Genomic DNA, 18,250 nt, shown 5'->3' with positions numbered 1-18,250 from the left:
GGTGGTCATCTCCAGGAGACGTATCTGCCGAAGATTGGTTCGGCGTGGTACACGCAGGACATCAGTGGCACCGCTGGCACCCCGGCCGTGACGGGAGCACCCACCGCTCTCTACCACGACGGCTTCACCAGCGTTTTCACCGTCAACGCCTCCGGTGGTCATCTCCAGGAGACCTACCTGCCGAAGATCGGCTCCGCCTGGTACACCCAGGACCTCAGCAACGGCGCCCTGCCCGCCACCTCCTGACCACCGTGATGCCGCACCGCGACCCCGGTGCGGCATCACCCACTCCGGCCCGGCATCGATCTCCGCGCATTTCCGTGCAGCGTGGCGCCGTCGGCGTGGCGACCCCCGCCGGGCGGCCCACGAAGCCATCCATCCCCGATAAGGACAGTGAATGATCCTGCTCTCCGACCCAGCCGTCAGCCGCATGCCGATCGAGGAGTCCGGCGAAGCCCTGCTCGACCTCCGTACGGTTCCGGCGCTGCGCCTCGACACCCGGATGGCCGACGAGGAGGGCTGCTACGCCCACCTCCGCCTCAGCGTCGTGGATCGTCTGGTGGTCGCCCAGACCCTGCTGCCGCCGGCGCTGCGCTTCCTGGTCATCGAGGGCTTCCGGCCGTTCGAACTGCAGGCCAGGTACTTCGCCGCACACGTCGAGCGGCTGCGCGCCGCGCGCCCGAACCTGGATCCGGCCTGGTACCACCGGCAGGCGAGCCGTTACATCTCGCCGCCGGAGGTCGCCCCGCACGTGGCCGGAGCAGCCGTCGATCTGACCCTCTGCGAGACGGACGGCTCCGAGCTGTGGTTGGGGACGGCGGTCAACGACACCGACACCGAGGACTGCCACACGGCCAGCACGGCGGTCTCCGACGAGGTCCGGGGACGCCGCCGCATCCTCGGGGAGGCGCTCACCACCGTCGGCCTGGTCAACTACCCCACTGAGTGGTGGCACTGGTCGTACGGCGACCGCTACTGGGCGTGCGTCACCGGGGCGCCGGCCGCGCGCTACGGACCCGCCGAGCCGGCAGGCCGCCGGCGGGGTGACGTCGACGGCGCACGGTAGGGGGCGTCCGTCGTGCCGGTGCCGGAGGGCCTAGCCCGGCGGCTCTCCGCTGCCGGGCACGTCGGCCTGGGCGAGCGCGAGGAAGGCGCGGCCCGGCGCGGACACCTGCCGCCGGTGCCAGATCAGGACCAGCGTCCGGCGCGGGGCCGGCTCGCGCAGCCCGACGATCACGAGGCCCGTCCGCTCGGCCACCGAGCGGGGCAGGAGCGCGACGCCCGATCCGTGCGCGACGAGATCGGCCACGACGGCGAGGGCGTCGGTCTCGGCCTGGACGTGCGGGGCGAATCCCGCCTCGGCGCAGGCGCTTTCCAGGGCCGCTCTCAAACCCGTCCCCTCGGTGAGCGTGACGATGGGCTCCTCACGCAGGTCCCACAGCGCCACCTCGCCCGCCTGCGCGAGCCGATGGCCCGGCGCCACGGCGACGCTCAGCGGCTCGCCGGCGAGGGTCTCGGACGCGAGCGCGGCGGGCAGCCGCATGCCGGCCGGACCCGCGGGCATGCGCGCGGACAGCACGCCGATGACGGCCGCGTCCAGCGTGTTCGCGGCCACACCGGCCGCGAGGGCCTCGGGATCGCCGGTTCGCACGAGGAGGCGCACCTTGGGATGCCTGCGCTGGAACTCGCCGAGCCGTTCGACGAGCCACTCCGGAGGGGACGGCACGGTGCCGATCGCGAGACGGCCGGCCAGCTCCCCGCGTAGTGCGGTCACCGCGTCCCTGCCGGCGTTCAGCGCGTCCAGGGCGGCGCGCGCGTGGGGGAGGAACGCCTCGCCGGCCGGAGTCAGGCGGACGCGGCGCTCCGACCGGTCGAACAGCTTCTCCCCGAGCTCGCGCTCCAGCTGGGCGATCTGCTGGCTGATCGCCGGCTGGGCGACGTGGACCCGCGCCGCCGCCCGGGTGAAGCTCGCCTCCTCCGCAGCCGCGACGACGTAGTGCAGCTGACGGAGCTCCATAACGACTCCTTATCCCTGTCCATATGAAGCATGTCTTCGACTTCTGAGTCGAAGGGCTCCACTGTAGAGGGGACGAGCACGGCGCACCCGCCGTCTCCGGTCTGGAAGGAGTCCTCGATGCGCGACACCACTGTCACCCGGCGACCGGCCGAGCCGTCCGCGCACCACCAGGCGTTGATGGTCTGGGCCGCCGTTCTGCCCACGCTGACCGTCCTGCAGTTCGTCCTCGGCGACCTTCTCCGGGAGGTGCCGCGGTACCTGCAGCCCGCGATCATGGCCACGCTGACGGTCCCGATCGTGGTCTACGTCGTGATGCCGCGCCTGGGGCGCCTGCGGGCCCGCCTCCTCAAGGGATGACGGCCCGCGAGGCCCCGGTGCGGCGGACGCCGCTCAGCGGGAGCAACTCAGCAGGCGCCTTGCAGGTGGCGCTTCACCTCGGCCACCGAGGGGTTGGTCATCGTGTGACAGTCGGCGACGACGGTGGGAACCACCTGGTTGCCGTTGTTCACGCTCTCCACGAACTGCGCGGCGTCGGGGTGGCGCTCGATGTCGACTTCGCTGAAGACGATGCCCTCTCGGGTGAGCTGGCTCTTGAGCCGCTTGCAGGGGCCGCACCAAGTCGTGGTGTAGACCGTGAGCGCCATGGTCGTCCTTTCCCGTGCGTGAACGCGTCAAGATTGCTGAGCAGTCATTGGCAACACCGCTCGACGTGCCGGTGTTCCCGTCCTTGACGGCTCTCTGACGGCTCCGTGACGGGCTCCGGAGGCCCTGGAATCCCGAGGCGCCGGCGCTGAGAGAGGGCTCAGTGCCCCAGTCTGTCGGCGACCCACTTCTGGACGGCGTCGGCCACCCCCGGCTCGCGGTAGAGCGGCGCGCTGTGCTGCGTCCCCGGCATCGTCTTCACGGTCATCGGGACGCCCACCTCGGCCAGCGCCTGCTTGAGCGTGCCGCTCTGGTACGGCGGCACGAACTCGTCCGCCGAGTGCACGGTCATGACCGGCGCGTCCCCGGCCGTCGCGTGGTACGGCACCTCCATGCTCGACCACACGGCCGGGCACTGGCGGGGGGAGCAGCCGCCCGCCAGTACGATCGCGGCCTTGCGCAGCTTGCGCTGTTCCAGGCTCGCGCCGTCGCCCTGCCCGTCGGCGTACGCCGTGAGGGGCGACACGACGGGGGAGATCCCCACGACCCCGCGCAGGCCGGGCAGGCCGTCGCCGTACGCCCCGGCCGCCGTCGCGAGGTGGCCGCCGGCGGAGAAGCCGAGCAGGACGTAGCGGTCCGGGTCGGTGTTGAACTGCTCGGCGTGCCGCCGGACGGTCGCGATCACGTCGAGGGTGTCGGCGCGCTGGGCCGGCCAGGCCGCGTCGCCGGACAGGCGGTAGTCGAGGTTGACCACCGTGTACCCGAGCTGGGAGAAGCTCCGGCTCACCGAGGTCATGTACTTCTTGTCGCCGCCCGACCACCAGCCGCCGTGGATGACGAACACGGCGGGCCGCCGCGGGCCGGTCTCGTGCCACCACACGTCCATCCGCTGCCGCACGTGCGTGCCGTACGCGAACGTCCGGATCCTCACGTCAGACGTGGTCGCGGACGGAGAGGGAGACGGGGACGGGGTCGGAGAGGCGGAGGAGTTCGGCGCCGGGTCGGAGACGCGGGCCGAGGCGCCCGCCGAGGGCGCGAGCAGGAAGCTCGCGAGGACCAGCGCCCCGACGCCCGCCGCTGTTCCCACCGCTGTTCTCACGGTTCGTTCCTCCCGATGTGACCGTCCTGCCGACCGGTCCCCGGGACACGCTCGGCCGCCTGCTGGAAGGATGATGCCAGTAACGTCGTCCGCGATGCATGTTGGGAGCGCCCCTTGGACGTCCTGGAGGGTCTGGATCCCGAGCAGCGCGAGGTCGCGGAGGCGGTGCGCGGCCCCGTGTGCGTGCTGGCGGGCGCCGGCACCGGCAAGACCCGCGCCATCACCCACCGCATCGCGTACGCCGTGCAGAGCGGGGTCGTCGAGCCGCAGGCCGTGCTGGCCGTGACGTTCACCACACGGGCGGCGGGGGAGCTCAAGCAGCGGCTGCGCATGCTGGGGGCGCCCGGCGTCCAGGCCCGCACCTTCCACGCCGCGGCCTTACGGCAGCTGACCTACTTCTGGCCCCGGGTGATCGGCGGCGACGCGCCGCAGATCGTCGAGTCCAAGCTGCCGCTGCTCATCGAGGCGTGCCGCCGCATGCGGCGCAACCCCGACCGCGGCGAGCTGCGGGACGTCGCCTCCGAGATCGAGTGGGCCAAGGTCACCCAGATCGGCCCGGAGGACTATGCCGCCGCCGCGATGAAGGCCCGGCGCACCCCGCCGATCGCGCCGGAGGAGGTGGCCCGGCTGTACGAGGGCTACGAGGGCCTGCGCCGCGAGCGCAACCTGATCGACTTCGAGACGATCCTGGAGCTGACGGCCGCGGTGATGACCGAGCACCGGGAGGTGGCCGCCCAGATCCGCCAGCAGTACCGCTACTTCGTCGTCGACGAGTTCCAGGACGTCAACCCGTTGCAGAAGCTGCTGCTCGACACCTGGCTCGGCGGGCGCGACGACCTGTGCGTGGTCGGCGACCCCAACCAGACGATCTACTCGTTCACCGGGGCGACCCCGCACTACCTCACGAACTTCGCGGTCGAGCACCCCTCGGCCACCCTCATCAAACTGGTGCGCGACTACCGCTCGACGCCGCAGGTCGTCACGCTGGCCAACCGGGTCATGGCGCGCTCGCCCCACCGTCTTGAGCTGCGCGCCCAGCGGCCGGACGGCCCCGAGCCCGTGTTCACCGAGTACGACGACGAGGCCGCCGAGGCGCTCGGGGTCGCGCTGACGGTCAAGAAGCTGATGGCCGACGGCGTGCCCACGCGGGAGATCGCCGTGCTCTTCCGCATCAACGCCCAGTCGGAGGCGTACGAGCAGGCGTTCACCGACGCGGGCGTGCCGTACCTGCTGCGCGGCGCGGAGCGGTTCTTCGAGCGGCCGGAGGTGCGGCAGGCGGTCGTGCTGCTGCGGGGCGCCGCGCGCTCGGCGGGGGACGACGAGCCCCTGGCCCCGGCCGTGCACGCGATCCTGACGGGCATCGGGCTCACCGCCGAGCCGCCCGGCGGCGGCAAGGCGCGGGAGAAGTGGGAGTCGCTCAAGGCGCTCGCCGACCTCGCCGAGGACATGGGGGCGGAGGGCGCGACCATCGCGGGCTTCGTGGGCGAGCTGGAGCGGCGGGCGAGTGAGCAGCACGCGCCGCCGGTCGAGGGCGTGACGCTGGCCTCGCTGCACGCCGCCAAGGGCCTGGAGTGGGACGCCGTCTTCCTCGTCGGCCTGACCGACGGCATGGTGCCGATCGTCTACGCCGAGACGCCGGACCAGGTCGAGGAGGAGCGCCGCCTGCTCTACGTCGGCGTCACGCGGGCCCGGGAGCACCTCCACATGTCGTGGGCGCTGGCCCGCTCCCCGGGGGGCCGCCGCGCCCGCCGGCCGTCCCGGTTCCTGGAGGGGCTGTCGCCCCACACCGCGAGCGTGAGCCGCGCCGAGCGGCCTGCCAGAGGCAAGAAGTCCGCCACGCCGCTGCACTGCCGGATCTGCGGCAAGACGCTGTCGGTGGCGACCGAGCAGAAGCTGGGCCGCTGCGCGACCTGCCCGGCCGACTACGACGAGGCGCTGCTGGAGCGGCTCAGGACATGGCGCACGGAGGTGGCCAAGGAGGCCAAGGTGCCCGCCTACGTCGTGTTCACCGACGTGACCCTCCAGGCCGTCGCCGAGCGGGTGCCGACCTCGGAGGAGGAGCTGCTGGCCATCGCCGGGATCGGGCGGGTGAAGCTGGACCGGTACGGGGACGCGGTGCTCGGCCTGTGCCGGGGCGCCGATAGTGTCACCGGGGAGTGATGACCCCCGCGCAGTGGAGGACCCCGTGAACTCGGCTCTCAAGGAGCTGCTGGACCTGCTCGACCTGGAGAGAATCGAGCTCGACATCTTCCGGGGTCGCAGCCCCGAGGAGCGCATCCAGCGGGTCTTCGGCGGCCAGGTCGCGGCCCAGGCGCTCGTCGCGGCCGGCCGTACGGTGCCGGACGACCGGATGGTGCACTCGCTGCACGCCTACTTCATCCGGCCCGGAGACCCCGCCATCCCGATCGTCTACAACGTCGAGCGGGTTCGCGACGGGCGCTCCTTCACCACCAGGCGCGTCACGGCCATCCAGCACGGCAAGGTCATATTCTCGTTGTCGGCGTCGTTCCACATCTCCGAGGAGGGGGTCGGCCACCAGGCCGCCCTCATGCCCCGGGTGCCCGAGCCGGAGACCCTCCCGACCTTCCAGGAGCGCATGCGCACGGTCGTGGGGGACGAGCCCATGTGGCGGGACTGGCTGTCCAAGCCCCGCCCGGTCGACGCGCGGTACGTCAACGCGCTGCCCTGGGAGGCCCAGCGCGACCCCAGTCTCGTCACCACGGAGAACCACGTCTGGTTCCGGTACGACGCGGAGCTGCCGGACGATCCGCTGCTGCACGTGGTGCTCGCCGCCTACGCCTCCGACTTCACGCTCGTGGACACCGTCCTGCTCGCGCACGGGCTCGCCTGGGGCTCCTCCGACGTCACCGGCGCGTCCCTGGACCACGCCATGTGGTTCCACCGGCCGTTCCGTGCCGACGAGTGGATCCTGTACTCCCAGGAGTCGCCCTGGTCGGGGGGCGCCCGGGGCCTCGCCAGGGGGCAGATGTTCACCGCCTCCGGGGACCTGGCTGTCTCCGTGGTCCAGGAGTGCATGATCCGGGTGAACAAAGATGTCACGAAGCCGTGAAAATCGCAGGTAGAAAATAGGTTGCCGGGTCCAGCGGTTCGCGTTTAGGGTCTTGCACAAGTCAGCCGGACGGTCCTGTCCGGCCAGCGCATCGAAATGGAGGTGAGTCCAGTGAGGAACATGACGATGTCCACCACGCCGTGGCTCGCCTCCGCATGCCCGGACGCTCTCGGCACGCAGGTCAAACTGCGTCATGAGGCTGCCCGTGCCCAGGCCCTGCTCACGCTGGCGCAGGGCCCGGCCGTCTTCGGCGTCCTTGCCGACGTGGCCAGCCACCGCATCCCCGCCTATGTCCCGGCCTTCACGGGCCGGCCGATGGGCGACGAGCAGACCGACCGCCGCACCGCCAATGACGGTGCCAAGGGTCCGCACTATGCCTGGAGAGAACCAGTCACACAGTGACAGGTCTCACCTCCAGGCCGCGGATCCGCACAAAGGATCCGCGGCCTTCGTGTTTTCCGGCCACGAATCCACCACCCACGAGGACGACCAGACCAATCCAGTCAAAGAGGTGACGCAGATGACGGCCCCGGTCATGGACCTGATCGAAGCCGAAATCCCCTGCCGTACCGAGCCCGACCTGTGGTTCGCCGAGTCTCCGGAAGACGTCGAGTTCGCCAAGACGCTCTGCGGCGGCTGCCCGATCCAGAAGGCCTGCCTGGCCCGCGCGCTGGAGCGCGAGGAGCCGTGGGGCGTCTGGGGCGGGGAGCTCATCCTGCGGGGGGTCGTCGTCCCCCGCAAGCGGCCCCGCGGCCGTCCGCGCAAGACTCCCGTCGCCGCCTGACCATCGCAATTCCTGGAAGGAACCATTCACATGAGCATCTCCCCGACCGCCTCCCTGTATCTCGATCAAGAACTGGTTCACGAGCGAATACGAACCCTCCACCGCGAGGCCGAAGAGGAGCGACTGGCCAGCCGGATGAGGAGCGTGCGCAAGGCGCGCCGGCAGGTCGAACGCGCCTCCCGGCGCCTCACCTCCGCGCTCGCGCGGATCTGAGCCGGATCACGTTCGAGGCCGGTGACTTCACGTCCCCGGCGGGTTGAGAGGAAGGCCCGGGCCGTCACGGCCCGGGCCTTTCCGGTTCGACAGGTCTTCCCTCGCGGCGACGGCAAAGAGCGGGCCAGCACCTTCCCCATAGATCGCCGGTGGCGGGCGGCGGTCCCGGCGGCTGGGTATGAACGAGGGCGTCGCTTATGTCGGAACCGGTGCGAGTAGTCACCGTGGATAGATCAAAGGGGTAGGTGCGCGCCAAATGAGCGGTATATGGGCGAGACATCCGCTTGTGGCGATGATCATCACCTCCCGGCGGCTGGTGGTGACCACGCTGGTGATCGCGGTGTGGGGGTTCGGCACCGCGACGCAGGCGAGCGCCACCGGGTCGGGAGATCACGGCACCGGCGGGTCCGGCCACAAGGGCCACCGCGACTCCATCGTCCAGACCTCCAGCGGCAAGCGTTACGTGAGCGCGCCCGCCGCGAACAGCCCTGTCACCTTCACCGGCGTCCAGCAAGTGTCGGTCGTCGGCATCAACACCAACACTCAGAACGCCTTCTGCAAGAAGAAGAGAGGCCACATCTGCAAGATCAACCAGAACATGTGGTCACGCGAGCGCAATTAGCGCGCATCGTGGAGGCCGCGCTCAGGCCGTGTGCCGGAAGCCTCCGGTCGCGTCGTCGAGGGGAGTCTCGGGGTCGCCGGCGAAGCCGGGCACCCAGCGGACGACCTCCTCGCGGAAACGGGCCGTGGTGCCGAGCTGGCACAGCACGCCCACCCCGGCGGCGTGGACGCGGTGGATCAGCACGTACGACGCCGGAAGGTTGAGCTGCCGGACCACGTTGTTCGGCCGCAGGTCGGCGATGGTCGCCGTGCGCTCCCGGAGCCACTGCCTGCTGAAGGTGAACTCCTCCACCCGCGTCGGCTCGACGTACGGGGCGAGGAACGAGCGGAGGGCGTCGACGTCGACCTCGATGTGCGGGCGGATGAAGCCCTCCTCGCGCAGGCCCCGGACCACCGCGTCCATGTCGCCCTGGTTGAAGATCCGCGTCAGCGTGCCGAAGGCGGCCGGATAGCCGTCCGGCAGGTGGTTGACCGCGCCGAAGTCGAGCACGCCGAGCCGGCCGTCCTCCATCACCCGGAAGTTGCCGGGGTGAGGGTCGGCGTGCAGCATCCCGGCCCGGGAGGGCGAGCAGAACAGGAACCGGACCAGCCGCAGGCCCGCCGCGTCACGCTCCTCCGGCGTGCCGTCGGTGATGATCTTCGACAGCGGCGTCCCGGTCATCCACTCCGCGACCAGGATCTGCTCGTTCGCCGCGACGACGTCGGGGATGAAGAAATCGGGATCGTCCTTGAACTCCTGGGCGAACGCGTGCTGGGCCTCGGCCTCCTTGAGGTAGTCGAGCTCCTCGGCGACCCGCTCCTTCAGCTCGGCCAGGACCGGCTTGATGTCCAGGCCGGGCAGCATCGCACCGAAGAGCTTGCCGACCCGGGCGAGTTGGTTGAAGTCCGAGATCAGGGCCTTGCCCGCTCCCGGGTACTGGATCTTCACGGCGACCGCGCGGCCGTCGTGCCAGACCGCCCGGTGGACCTGCCCGATCGAGGCGGCCGCGGTGGGCCTGTCGTCGAACTCCAGGAAGTTCTCGCGCCAGTCGTCGCCGAGCTGCTCGGCCAGGACCCGGTGGACGGTCGCGGCGGGAAGCGGCGGCGCCGCCTCCTGCAGCCTGGTCAGGGTCGCCCGGTACGGCCCGGCGATCTCGGGCGGCAGGGCCGCCTCGAAGATCGACAGGGCCTGGCCGAGCTTCATCGCCCCGCCCTTGAGCTCGCCGAGCACCTTGAAGATCTGGTCGGCGGTCCGCTGCTGTATCTCCTGGGCCACGATCTCCGCCGAGGCGCCGCCGAGCCGCCGGCCCAGACCGAGCGCGGTGCGGCCGGCGAACCCGAGAGGAAGCGTGGCGAGCTTTGCCGAGCGGGTCACGGCGCGATGGGGGAGGTCAGTCACCCGACCATTCTTAGCGATGCCGAGTCCTTTCGACCACAATCGCAACGGGGATGTGGTGAGCAGGGCCGATGACGCCAGCGCCAGCCGGGCGAGACGTCGTGTATGGCGTTCGTCACATTCTCGCCGTCGAGGAAGGCCAGGGCGTGCCCGGCGGCCTGCGCGGCGACCAGGCAGGACAGCGCCGCGTCGCACGCGATCTCACCTGCCGGGTAGCCGCCGAGCCGGGCGCTGACGGCCGGCCAGCAGGGGTCGCGGTCACGCCGGGCCAGGTCGAGACAGCGCAGGCAGGGCGTGCGGCCGGGGACGACGAGAGGGCCGACCGAGCCGTGGCCCTCGAACGCCGAGACGAGCAGGTGGGGCAGCCCCTCGCCGGTGAGCTCGTGGACGAGCACCGGATCGAGCGGGCCCACGGGGGCCAGGATCACCAGATCGGGGCGGGCCCCGCGGTCGCTCAGCCGTGAGGCCTCCCGCCCCGGCCAGGCGTTGACCCCCGGGGCGATCCGCCGGGCGACCGCGACGGCGCCCTCCTCCCGCGGCCTGCCGGCCTCCGCCCAGCCGAGACCGCCGGGGGTGACGTCCTCGTGCCGCGCGGTGCCGGGATCGACCACGCACAGATGGCCGACACCGGCGGCCGCCAGCAGGGACGCGACCTGCGCGCCCACCCGCCCCGCGCCGTAGAGCCGGACCCTGGCGGCCCTCCTGCCGGACATGCCGCCCATGCCGCCGTCGGCGGAGGTGAGGGCCAGCCTTTCGAGCTCGGGACGGAGCCGGTCGCGCTCGGCGATCGTCAGGCCGCTGAGTGGCTGGGGAGGAACCGCTGCGTCCTCGACGAGGCCGAGCGCGGTGAGCCGGTCGACCAGCTCCCGCGCCGACGCCTCGTCCAGGCCGCCGCCGGCCACGACCTGTTCCAGCCCGCGGGTGCCGTCCAGTCCGTCGATGAACCGGCGCACGGCCGGCTCGACGTCGGCGAGCACGACGGCCCGCAGAGGATGGACGCCGAACTGGAGCGTGCGGCCGTCGCGCTCGACACGGCGCAGGACGGGCTTCAGGCGAGGTCTCATAGCAGCCAGACCCTGCCACACCAGGGAGGTCTTACGAGCCGTGCCGGCTGGGGTTGTGGATAATCACGAGGTGATCGTGGCAGGTGACCATCCCGTACGCCGCAGTTTTCATGCCCGCAAGGTCACGTTCGCCCGATTGACCAGGGAGAACGTGTACCACCCCCTGTGGAATTCCGCGCGTGTCGGCTACCTTTCATATGTGCCCCCCGAGACAGTCGAGGTTCGTCGGAGCGCACGACGGCGGCGAACCGTTTCCGCGTACCGCGATGGCGACAAGACCATCGTGCTGCTTCCGGCTGGTCTGAGCACGACCGACGAGGAGCAGTGGGTGCGCCGCATGCTCGACCGGCTTGCGGCCAAGGAGCAGCGAAGGCGCCCCAACGACGACGATCTGCTCGACCGCGCGATGGATCTGTCGGCCCGGTACCTGGACGGCAAGGCGCTGCCGACGAGCGTCCGCTGGGTGGAGAACCAGTTGCACCGGTGGGGATCATGCACTCCGGATCACGGCACGATCCGCCTGTCGGCCCGGCTGCGCGGCATGCCGGCCTGGGTCGTCGACTACGTGATCATCCATGAGCTCGTCCACCTGCTCGTTCCCAGTCACGGGCCCCGGTTCTGGGCCCTGGTCGAGCGCTATCCGCGCGCGGAACGTGCCAGAGGTTTCCTGGAAGGCTTCTCCGTGGCGGCCAACGGATCCGCGGAGGAGTGTTGAGCCGGATCGCCGCGGTCCTGGTCACGGCCGGGATGGCGAAGGCTGCGCCCCCCGGCGTCGACCCCGCCGAGTTCCTCCTGGCGATGGCCGAGGACACCTACGAGATGGTCGCCGGGCTTGAGCTGGTCCAGCCTGTGATCCTCTCAGCCGGCGTCCCGGGGCTCGACGAGATCGCCTGGCCGGGCACGCCGGTGATCGGCATCGACACCCCCGCGCACGCCTTCGCCGCCCTGCCGTACGGGGACGAGGGTGTGGTGATCAGCGGCGACGCGCCCGATCTGCCGCCGCTGCTGATCGGAAAGCTCTTCCGCGAGCTGGGCAGGGCCCACATCGCGGTCTGCCCGTCGGAGGGCGGGGGAGCCGCCGCCGTCGCCTCCCGCTTGCCGCTGCCGGAGTGGGCGGCCCCCGCCTTCGGCGAACCGGCCTTCGACGAGCCCGACCTCGTCGCGCGGCTGCGCCGCGAGGCTCCCGGCCCCCGCATGGTGGCGACCGGGCCCGGCTGGCACCGGCTCAGAAGGCCGGCCGACGTCGCCCGGCTCGATCTCGGCCTTGAGGGCTGGGACAACACCCGCACCCTGCTCACCTGAAGGGGCTCACCCGAGGGGCGGCCGACAGGTCGTCAGGGAAGGCGGAGCTCCGCGAACAGCGCGCGGTGATCGGTGCCGGGAACGGCGTGGATGCTCGTGCTCACCGCCGAGGCCCGGCCGTCGAACAGCACGTGGTCGATCGTGATGAACGGCGGCAGCCGCTTGTTCGCCGGCCACGTGGCGAGCAGCCCGTTGCCGGTGGCGTCGGCGGCGTCGGTGTAGCCCAGGGCGAGGACGTCGCGCAGCGCCACGTGGTCGAGGCTGGCGTTGAAGTCGCCGGCGAGGATGCGCACGACGCCCGGCGACGGAGCCGGGAGCGACTTGAGGTCCGCCGTCCACGCGGCGACGTCCCGGCCCAGGGGGGCGAGGGTGTGCACGTCGACGAGCTCGACGACCTGTCCTCCCGGCACGGCGAACCTGGCCGCCGGCATGTGGTGGCCGCCCTCCGGCGCGAAGTCGGGAAGCGGGGTCAGCGGGAAGCGGGAGAAGATCCCGCTCCCCGAGGGGCCGAAGCCGTTCTCCACGTCCCGGTACGGCAGGAGCGTCGCGATCCCCGCGGTGTCGAGGGCCTTCACCTCGTCGGGATCGAGCTCCTGGGTGTTCAGGATGTCCGGCTTGAGCTGCCGGACGAGGCCGATCACCGTCTCGGCGTCGCCGTTGCCGAAGAACAGGTTCACGGTCAGGATCCGCAGCGCCGGGCCGGTCGCGGTGGGCGTGGAGGCCACCGCCCGGGGCAGGATCATGGCGGCCATCAAGACGGTCGTCGCGACCGCGACGGCCAGCGCGGCCCGGCTGCGGGCGGCGGCCGCGACGAGGATGGCGAGCGGCGACAGCGCCGCGACGTACGGCGTCGCCGTCATCAGTTCGACGATCACCGGCCCGCGGTCGAGACCGATGAGCCGGGCCAGGGCCCAGCCGGCGAACGGCGCCACGAACACCCACGCGAGCGTCGCGGACACCTTCATCCGGCGGCGCTGGGGCTCCATGACGACCCCGCCTACGTCAACCTTGGTCATGTGGCCGACCTTAGCCACCGGCGGAACAAGACCGCGTAAGGCATATGTGCGGATCGGGTGCAGGTCGCGTGCGGGCCCGGATCAGACCCGGCTCGGCAGCTCCCGGGCGCGGCGGGCGAGCCGCCGGGTGGCCTCGTCGCTCAGCTCGGGGATCTCCTCCACGGGGAACCACCGCAGGTCCAGCGACTCGGCGCTGATCACGGCCTCGGCCCCTGGAGGCGCGACGGCGCCGTACTCGACATCGAGATGCCAGCTGTGCGGCGGGTGGCACCACACCTTGTGCCGGTCGAGGGCGAGAGGGCCGTCCAGCAGGACCAGCCCGGGGATGCCCGACTCCTCGGTCGCCTCCCTCAGCGCGACCTGGGCGAGCGAGGTGTCGGTGATCTCACAGTGACCACCCATCGGGAGCCACATCCCCGCCTTTGGATGGAGGGTCAGCAGCACCTGGCTCCGGTCGTGTGAGAGCACGGCGGTCGTCGCGGTCAGATGGCCGGGGGCGCACGCGCGCCACATCGCGTCCTCGTGGTCGTGCAGGTGCGCCAGGAACTGCTCGCGGAGCAGTTCCTCCTCGCGGGTGGGCGCCGTCCATGCGGTCAGAACGGCGCACGCGTCACGATGCAGGCTCACCGGCGCAGCCTACCCGTCCCGCCCCGGCGTGGCGGCGCGGGCGGTGACACCGGACCCGGCGCCGGACCGGCATGGCAGCGGGCTCCTGGCGTCGGACCGGCATGGCAGCGGGCCTGGCGTCGGACCGGTCACTGGACCTGGCACCGGGGCCGGTCACCGGGGCCGGTCACCGGGGCCGGTCACCGGCCTGGGGCGGGATCGTCCTTTCCACCGGTCTCGTCGCCGCCGTCCTGCTCCCGCTCCTGAGACCGCTCAGGCTCCTGCGGTCCTCCCGGCTGATCGTCGAGCCCCGACAGGTCGAGCTCGGCCTCACCCTTCACGAAGGCGTCAGGGTTGTCGAGATCGTCGGCGGTGGGCATGAGATCGGGGTGACCCCACAGACTGTCACGGCCGTCGACGCCCCGCTCGCCGGTGAGAGCGCTCCACAGCGCCGCGGCCTCGCGCAGCCGCCTCGGCCGAAGCTCCAGGCCGACCAGCGTGGCGAACGTCCTCTCGGCGGGGCCGCCCGTGGCCCGGCGCCGCCGCACGGTCTCGGCCAGAGCCACGGCCGACGGCAGCTTGCCCTCCGCCGCGGCGTTCACCACGGTGGCCACCCAGCCCTCGACCAGCGCGAGTGCGGTCTCCAGCCGGGCGAGCGCGGCCTTCTGCCGCTCGGTCTCCTCGGGCTTGAGCAGCTCGCCGCCGCCAAGCACCTCCTGGATCTGGGCCGGGTTGCTGATGTCGAGGCCCTGGAGCTTCTCCTCCAGCGCGGAGACGTCCACCGTGATGCCCTGGGCGTACTCCTCGACGGCCCCGAGCAGGTGCCCCCGCAGCCACGGGACGTGCTGGAACAGCCGGTGGTGCGCCGCCTCGCGCAGAGCCAGGTAGAGCCGGATCTCGTCCGAGGGCGTCTCCAGCCCCTGGCCGAAGGCGGCGATCCCGCCCGGCAGCAGCGCCGCGGTGTCAGACAGCGGCAGCCCGATGTCGGTGGAGCCGACCACCTCACGGGCCAGCGACCCGAGGGCCTGGCCGATCTGCTGGCCGACCATCATGCTGCCCATCTGGCGCAGCATGCCCATGAGCGGCCCGGCCATCGCCTGGGCCTCCGGGGGCAGACCGGCCGCCCCGAGCGTGCCGCCCATCGTCTCGACCATGCGGGCGGCGACGGGGTCGCACAACTGCTTCCACACCGGGACGGTCTTCTCGATCCACTCCGACCGGCTCCAGGCCTGCGGGGTGACCACGCCGCTCGGCAGCGCCGTCACCTCGTTGAGCCACAGGTCGGCCAGGTTGAGGGCTTCGGCGATCTGGCGCCGCTCGCCCTCCATGACGCTCGGGTCGCCCTCGGCGACCACGGCGTGCCGTGCGATGTTCTTGGCCATCTCCCAATTGACGGGCCCGGCGTCCGGAGAGGCGGACAGCATGTCCGCGAACTGCCGCATGGCCGCCGCTATCTGCTCCGGGTTGCCGAACATGGCGAAGGGATTGTCGTTGGGGTCGTTTTCGCGACCTGGCAGGTCAGTCACCGCGCCACCTCGTGCAGGATGGAGGAGTCCACATCCGCCACGTTATCCGCCGTGGGGCGGATCAGTGCAAAGTGAGGACCTCGTGCCTACCTCGAAACGCCTTCGTCCACTCGTCGTCGCCGTCACCGGCGCCGCCTCCGGAACGGGCAGGGCGTTCCTCGCAAGAGTGGCCTCGTCTGCGGAATTCCGCCGTGTGGTCGCGATCGACGACCATCGCGGCGACGTGTCCGACGTCACCTGGCGCGTCCTGGACATTCGTGATCCGCTCTTGGCGAACCGGATATCCGACGTGGACGTCCTGGTGCATCTGGGGACCGACGAGTCGCTCGACTCCGACCCCTCGGAGCGCCGCCGCTACAACATCCGCGCGGCCCAGACCGTGCTCACCGCCTGCGCGGCCGCCCGGGTCCGCCGTGTGGTGCTCGTCACGAGCGCCATGGTGTACGGCGCCGCCGCCGAGAACGAGGTGCCCCTCCCGGAGGACGGTCCGGTGGCCGCCGAGCCCGACACCGGCCTGGTCGGAGACCACCTGGAGATCGAGGCGCTGGTCCGCCGCTCGCTGCGCTCCCATCCGGGCCTGGAGGTGACCGTGCTCCGCCCGGCCGCCCTGGTCGGGCACGAGGTCGACACGGTCATCACCCGCCACTTCGAGGCCCCGCGGCTGCTCGTGGTGAAGGGCTGCCTGCCGCGCTGGCAGTTCTGCCACATCGACGACCTCGTGTCGGCCCTGGAGGCCGCCGCGCTCGGCAAGGTGAGCGGGGTCGTCGCCGTCGGCTCGGACGGATGGCTGGAGATGGAGCAGGTGGAGGAGATCGCCGGACTGCGCCGGTTCGAGCTGCCCGCCGGGCTGACCTTCGGCACCGCCCAGCGGCTCCACCGGCTCGGCATCACCCCTGCTCCGGCCACGGACCTCCACTACGTGGTCTACCCCTGGGTGGTCGACTGCGCGTCCCTGCGGGAGGCGGGGTGGAAGCCGTCCTGGACGAACGAGGAGGCCCTGCGGGAGCTGCTGGAGCTGCGCGAGGGCAGGCACGCCGTCGTCGGCCGCCGCCTGTCGGGCAAGGAGGCCACGATCACGGCGGCAGGCGCCACGGTCGCCGTCATCGGCACCGCGGCGATCGTCCGCGCCGCCCGCCGCAAGCGGCGGACCTGACGGCGCTCGCTCCGCTCGCGCGGGCCCGGGGGCGCCTTCGAGGCCCCTCGCGCCGATGGCGCACAGTTCAGCGCGCTCCTCGACGGCCGGTGCGAGCCGCGTTGCCGGCGCCCGCGGGAGCCGTATTACCCTCGGGATGTGGATGTGATCCGGTTGCTGGGAGTGCGTGACACGCCGCTGTCCGTGGACGAGGTGCTCGGCGCCGTGGGCGACCACGCGGCGGGAGGCACGGCGGTCTTCGTCGGGACGGTGCGGGAGCAGGACGGCGGCAGGCCGGTGACGCTCCTGTCGTACTCGGCTCATCCCTCCGCCGAGGAGCACCTGCGGCAGGTGGCGGAGAAGGTGGCTGCCGACTTCCCGGTGACCGCCTTGGCGGCGGTTCACCGGGTCGGCGACCTGCGCCTGGGTGAGATCGCGGTCGTGGTCGCGGCGGCCTGCCCCCACAGGGGCGAGGCCTTCGAGGCATGCCGGCGGCTGATCGACGATCTCAAGCGCGAGGTGCCCATCTGGAAGAACCAGATGTTCGCCGACGGCGATTCGGAGTGGGTCGGCGCCTGCGATTAACGTCAGCCGGAACGCATAGAGTTCCTCCATGTCCCGACGCGCTCTGACCCTGATGGTGGCGGGTTTCCTGACCCTCGCGCTCGCGGTCGTCGGCGCCATGCTGCCGGTGCCGTACGTCGTGCTGAGCCCAGGCCCGACGGAGAACACCATCGGTGTCGTCAAGGGCAAGCCGGTCATCACCATCTCGGGGCATGAGACCTACCCCGTGACGGGATCGCTGAGCCTGGTCACGGTCGCCTACCAGGGAGGCCCGGACAACCGGCTCGACCTGCTCACCGCCCTGCGCGGCTGGCTGAACCCGACCATCGCCGTGGTCCCGGAGGAGGCCCTCTTCCCGAGGACGTCGTCGGCGAAGCAGATCGAGGAGCAGAACACCCAGGAGATGACCGACTCGCAGCAGTCGGCCACCGCGGCGGCCCTGGCCGCGCTGAAGATCCCCGTGCAGAAGACGGTCATCGTGGCCCAGACCGACCCGGGCACGCCCGCCGACGGCAAGTTCAAGCCCGGCGACGAGATCACCGCCGTGGACGGCGCCGCCACCGGCGACCTGGACGCCGTGGCGGCGGCCGTGCGCGGGCACAAGCCGGGGGAGCAGGTGCGCTTCACCGTCAGGCGGGCGAGCACCACCAGCGAGGTGACCGTCGGTACCGCCAAGGCCAAGGACGGCAAGGCCATGGTGGGCGTGCGGATGCGCGCCGACTACCGGTTCCCCTTCAAGGTCGACATCAGCGTCGGCGACGTCGGCGGCCCGAGCGCCGGGCTGATGTTCTCGCTCGGCATCTACGACAAGCTCACGCCGGGGTCGATCACGGGCGGGAAGTCGGTCGCCGGTACCGGGACCATCGACCCGGCCGGCAACGTCGGCGCCATCGGGGGGATCGAGCAGAAGATGGCCGGCGCGCGGGCCGCCGGCGCCACGGTCTTCCTCACTCCCGCGGAGAACTGCGCCGACGCGGTCAAGGCGGTGCCGAAGGGCCTTCGCCTGGTCAAGGTCGCGACGTTCACCGACGCGGTCAAGGCTCTGGACTCCCTGCGCTCGGGCTCCGGGCCCGTGCCGGCCTGCCCGGCGGCGTAGCCCCTGCCGGGCGAAGCCCGGTATGACGTGCGCGTCTGCCTGGGGAGCCACGGTGAAAGTGATCCACCTCCGGAATCACGACCGCGCGTTTCGCGGTGTAGGTTTCCAAGCACGGACCGTTGC

At 71.6% G+C, this 18,250-nt stretch carries 22 protein-coding genes; 14 read left to right on the top strand and 8 right to left on the bottom strand.

Annotated elements, in window-relative coordinates; all coding sequences use genetic code 11:
* The coding region (locus AB0B72_RS37750) for a hypothetical protein (RefSeq protein ID WP_367744392.1) at positions 1-246 on the top strand (246 nt) is incomplete at its 5' end.
* A gap of 151 nt (positions 247-397) precedes the next feature.
* Complete coding sequence (locus tag AB0B72_RS37745) at positions 398-1,066, top strand: M15 family metallopeptidase (protein WP_367744391.1); 669 nt, start codon at positions 398-400, stop codon at positions 1,064-1,066.
* 30 nt (positions 1,067-1,096) lie between these two features.
* Here AB0B72_RS37745 and AB0B72_RS37740 read toward each other — a convergent pair whose 3' ends face one another.
* Entirely contained in the window at positions 1,097-2,017 is a 921-nt protein-coding gene (locus AB0B72_RS37740; protein WP_367744390.1) for a LysR substrate-binding domain-containing protein, read from the bottom strand.
* 117 nt (positions 2,018-2,134) lie between these two features.
* Between AB0B72_RS37740 and AB0B72_RS37735 the strand changes: the two genes are divergently transcribed.
* Positions 2,135-2,374, top strand: a complete 240-nt coding sequence (locus AB0B72_RS37735; RefSeq protein ID WP_367744388.1) for a hypothetical protein — start codon at positions 2,135-2,137, stop codon at positions 2,372-2,374.
* 47 nt (positions 2,375-2,421) lie between these two features.
* Here the strand turns inward: AB0B72_RS37735 and AB0B72_RS37730 are convergent, their stop codons facing one another.
* Together AB0B72_RS37730 and AB0B72_RS37725 are read right to left on the bottom strand one after the other, a co-directional pair.
* Entirely contained in the window at positions 2,422-2,661 is a 240-nt protein-coding gene (locus AB0B72_RS37730) for a mycoredoxin (protein ID WP_367744387.1), read from the bottom strand.
* A 158-nt stretch (positions 2,662-2,819) separates the two neighbouring features.
* Positions 2,820-3,758 (bottom strand): alpha/beta hydrolase, encoded by a 939-nt coding sequence (locus AB0B72_RS37725; protein WP_367744386.1) that lies wholly within the window; start codon positions 3,756-3,758, stop codon positions 2,820-2,822.
* Between the two features lie 114 nt (positions 3,759-3,872).
* Between AB0B72_RS37725 and AB0B72_RS37720 the strand changes: the two genes are divergently transcribed.
* The 6 genes from AB0B72_RS37720 (at position 3,873) to AB0B72_RS37695 (ending at position 8,447) form a co-directional block, all read left to right on the top strand.
* Positions 3,873-5,918: an ATP-dependent DNA helicase UvrD2 gene (locus AB0B72_RS37720; RefSeq protein ID WP_367744385.1), complete on the top strand. Its 2,046-nt coding sequence runs from the start codon at positions 3,873-3,875 to the stop codon at positions 5,916-5,918.
* A 25-nt stretch (positions 5,919-5,943) separates the two neighbouring features.
* The gene (tesB, locus tag AB0B72_RS37715; protein WP_367744384.1) at positions 5,944-6,828 is read left to right on the top strand and encodes an acyl-CoA thioesterase II; all 885 of its coding nucleotides are present in this window, start codon (positions 5,944-5,946) and stop codon (positions 6,826-6,828) included.
* A 120-nt stretch (positions 6,829-6,948) separates the two neighbouring features.
* On the top strand, positions 6,949-7,230 hold the full coding sequence (locus AB0B72_RS37710) for a hypothetical protein (protein ID WP_367744383.1): 282 nt from the start codon (positions 6,949-6,951) through the stop codon (positions 7,228-7,230).
* A 118-nt stretch (positions 7,231-7,348) separates the two neighbouring features.
* Entirely contained in the window at positions 7,349-7,612 is a 264-nt protein-coding gene (locus AB0B72_RS37705; protein ID WP_367744394.1) for a WhiB family transcriptional regulator, read from the top strand.
* Positions 7,613-7,642: 30 nt separating this feature from the next.
* A complete protein-coding gene (locus tag AB0B72_RS37700) occupies positions 7,643-7,825 on the top strand; it encodes a hypothetical protein (protein ID WP_367744382.1) in 183 nt (60 codons plus the stop codon).
* Positions 7,826-8,117: 292 nt separating this feature from the next.
* A complete protein-coding gene (locus AB0B72_RS37695) occupies positions 8,118-8,447 on the top strand; it encodes a hypothetical protein (protein WP_367744381.1) in 330 nt (109 codons plus the stop codon).
* A 21-nt stretch (positions 8,448-8,468) separates the two neighbouring features.
* On the opposite strand, the gene AB0B72_RS37690 is transcribed toward AB0B72_RS37695, so the two are convergent.
* Positions 8,469-9,824: an ABC1 kinase family protein gene (locus tag AB0B72_RS37690; protein WP_367744380.1), complete on the bottom strand. Its 1,356-nt coding sequence runs from the start codon at positions 9,822-9,824 to the stop codon at positions 8,469-8,471.
* Positions 9,821-10,885: a ThiF family adenylyltransferase gene (locus AB0B72_RS37685; protein ID WP_367744378.1), complete on the bottom strand. Its 1,065-nt coding sequence runs from the start codon at positions 10,883-10,885 to the stop codon at positions 9,821-9,823. Before AB0B72_RS37685 ends, AB0B72_RS37690 begins: the two co-directional genes overlap by 4 nt.
* A 199-nt stretch (positions 10,886-11,084) precedes the next feature.
* Between AB0B72_RS37685 and AB0B72_RS37680 the strand changes: the two genes are divergently transcribed.
* Together AB0B72_RS37680 and AB0B72_RS37675 are read left to right on the top strand one after the other, a co-directional pair.
* Positions 11,085-11,600 (top strand): M48 family metallopeptidase, encoded by a 516-nt coding sequence (locus AB0B72_RS37680; RefSeq protein WP_367744377.1) that lies wholly within the window; start codon positions 11,085-11,087, stop codon positions 11,598-11,600.
* Positions 11,597-12,187 carry a hypothetical protein gene (locus tag AB0B72_RS37675; RefSeq protein ID WP_367744376.1) on the top strand — a complete coding sequence of 197 codons (591 nt, stop codon included), beginning with the start codon at positions 11,597-11,599 and terminating at the stop codon, positions 12,185-12,187. Before AB0B72_RS37680 ends, AB0B72_RS37675 begins: the two co-directional genes overlap by 4 nt.
* Before the next feature lie 32 nt (positions 12,188-12,219).
* Here the strand turns inward: AB0B72_RS37675 and AB0B72_RS37670 are convergent, their stop codons facing one another.
* From AB0B72_RS37670 to AB0B72_RS37660, 3 genes are all read right to left on the bottom strand, one after another.
* On the bottom strand, positions 12,220-13,203 hold the full coding sequence (locus tag AB0B72_RS37670) for an endonuclease/exonuclease/phosphatase family protein (RefSeq protein WP_367744374.1): 984 nt from the start codon (positions 13,201-13,203) through the stop codon (positions 12,220-12,222).
* Positions 13,204-13,284: 81 nt separating this feature from the next.
* Positions 13,285-13,830 (bottom strand): NUDIX hydrolase, encoded by a 546-nt coding sequence (locus AB0B72_RS37665; RefSeq protein WP_367744373.1) that lies wholly within the window; start codon positions 13,828-13,830, stop codon positions 13,285-13,287.
* Positions 13,831-14,009: 179 nt separating this feature from the next.
* On the bottom strand, positions 14,010-15,284 hold the full coding sequence (locus AB0B72_RS37660) for a zinc-dependent metalloprotease (protein ID WP_367744393.1): 1,275 nt from the start codon (positions 15,282-15,284) through the stop codon (positions 14,010-14,012).
* Between the two features lie 133 nt (positions 15,285-15,417).
* Here AB0B72_RS37660 and AB0B72_RS37655 point away from each other — a divergent pair, with 133 nt between their 5' ends.
* From AB0B72_RS37655 to AB0B72_RS37645, 3 genes are all read left to right on the top strand, one after another.
* Positions 15,418-16,488: an NAD-dependent epimerase/dehydratase family protein gene (locus tag AB0B72_RS37655; RefSeq protein WP_367744370.1), complete on the top strand. Its 1,071-nt coding sequence runs from the start codon at positions 15,418-15,420 to the stop codon at positions 16,486-16,488.
* Positions 16,489-16,626: 138 nt separating this feature from the next.
* Positions 16,627-17,052: a molybdenum cofactor biosynthesis protein MoaE gene (locus tag AB0B72_RS37650; RefSeq protein ID WP_367744369.1), complete on the top strand. Its 426-nt coding sequence runs from the start codon at positions 16,627-16,629 to the stop codon at positions 17,050-17,052.
* A gap of 28 nt (positions 17,053-17,080) precedes the next feature.
* Positions 17,081-18,127, top strand: coding sequence for a PDZ domain-containing protein (locus tag AB0B72_RS37645; RefSeq protein ID WP_367744367.1), 1,047 nt, complete (start codon positions 17,081-17,083; stop codon positions 18,125-18,127).
* The last annotated feature ends 123 nt before the right edge of the window (positions 18,128-18,250 follow it).

Source organism: Microbispora sp. NPDC049125, assembly GCF_040802045.1.
Classification (GTDB): Bacteria; Actinomycetota; Actinomycetes; order Streptosporangiales; family Streptosporangiaceae; genus Microbispora.
Note: the sequence above shows the minus strand (reverse complement) of the source record. Positions and strands in the feature narration are given on the sequence as shown.

Excerpts from the sequence above, each read along its gene's own strand:
- AB0B72_RS37745 (WP_367744391.1), top strand. The coding sequence starts at position 398 with ATGATCCTGCTCTCCGACCCAGCCGTCAGCCGCATGCCGATCGAGGAG.
- AB0B72_RS37740 (WP_367744390.1), bottom strand. The coding sequence starts at position 2,017 with ATGGAGCTCCGTCAGCTGCACTACGTCGTCGCGGCTGCGGAGGAGGCG.
- AB0B72_RS37735 (WP_367744388.1), top strand. The coding sequence starts at position 2,135 with ATGCGCGACACCACTGTCACCCGGCGACCGGCCGAGCCGTCCGCGCAC.
- AB0B72_RS37730 (WP_367744387.1), bottom strand. The coding sequence starts at position 2,661 with ATGGCGCTCACGGTCTACACCACGACTTGGTGCGGCCCCTGCAAGCGG.
- AB0B72_RS37710 (WP_367744383.1), top strand. The coding sequence starts at position 6,949 with ATGACGATGTCCACCACGCCGTGGCTCGCCTCCGCATGCCCGGACGCT.
- AB0B72_RS37705 (WP_367744394.1), top strand. The coding sequence starts at position 7,349 with ATGACGGCCCCGGTCATGGACCTGATCGAAGCCGAAATCCCCTGCCGT.
- AB0B72_RS37700 (WP_367744382.1), top strand. The coding sequence starts at position 7,643 with ATGAGCATCTCCCCGACCGCCTCCCTGTATCTCGATCAAGAACTGGTT.
- AB0B72_RS37695 (WP_367744381.1), top strand. The coding sequence starts at position 8,118 with ATGATCATCACCTCCCGGCGGCTGGTGGTGACCACGCTGGTGATCGCG.
- AB0B72_RS37685 (WP_367744378.1), bottom strand. The coding sequence starts at position 10,885 with ATGAGACCTCGCCTGAAGCCCGTCCTGCGCCGTGTCGAGCGCGACGGC.
- AB0B72_RS37670 (WP_367744374.1), bottom strand. The coding sequence starts at position 13,203 with ATGACCAAGGTTGACGTAGGCGGGGTCGTCATGGAGCCCCAGCGCCGC.
- AB0B72_RS37660 (WP_367744393.1), bottom strand. The coding sequence starts at position 15,284 with ATGTTCGGCAACCCGGAGCAGATAGCGGCGGCCATGCGGCAGTTCGCG.
- AB0B72_RS37645 (WP_367744367.1), top strand. The coding sequence starts at position 17,081 with ATGTCCCGACGCGCTCTGACCCTGATGGTGGCGGGTTTCCTGACCCTC.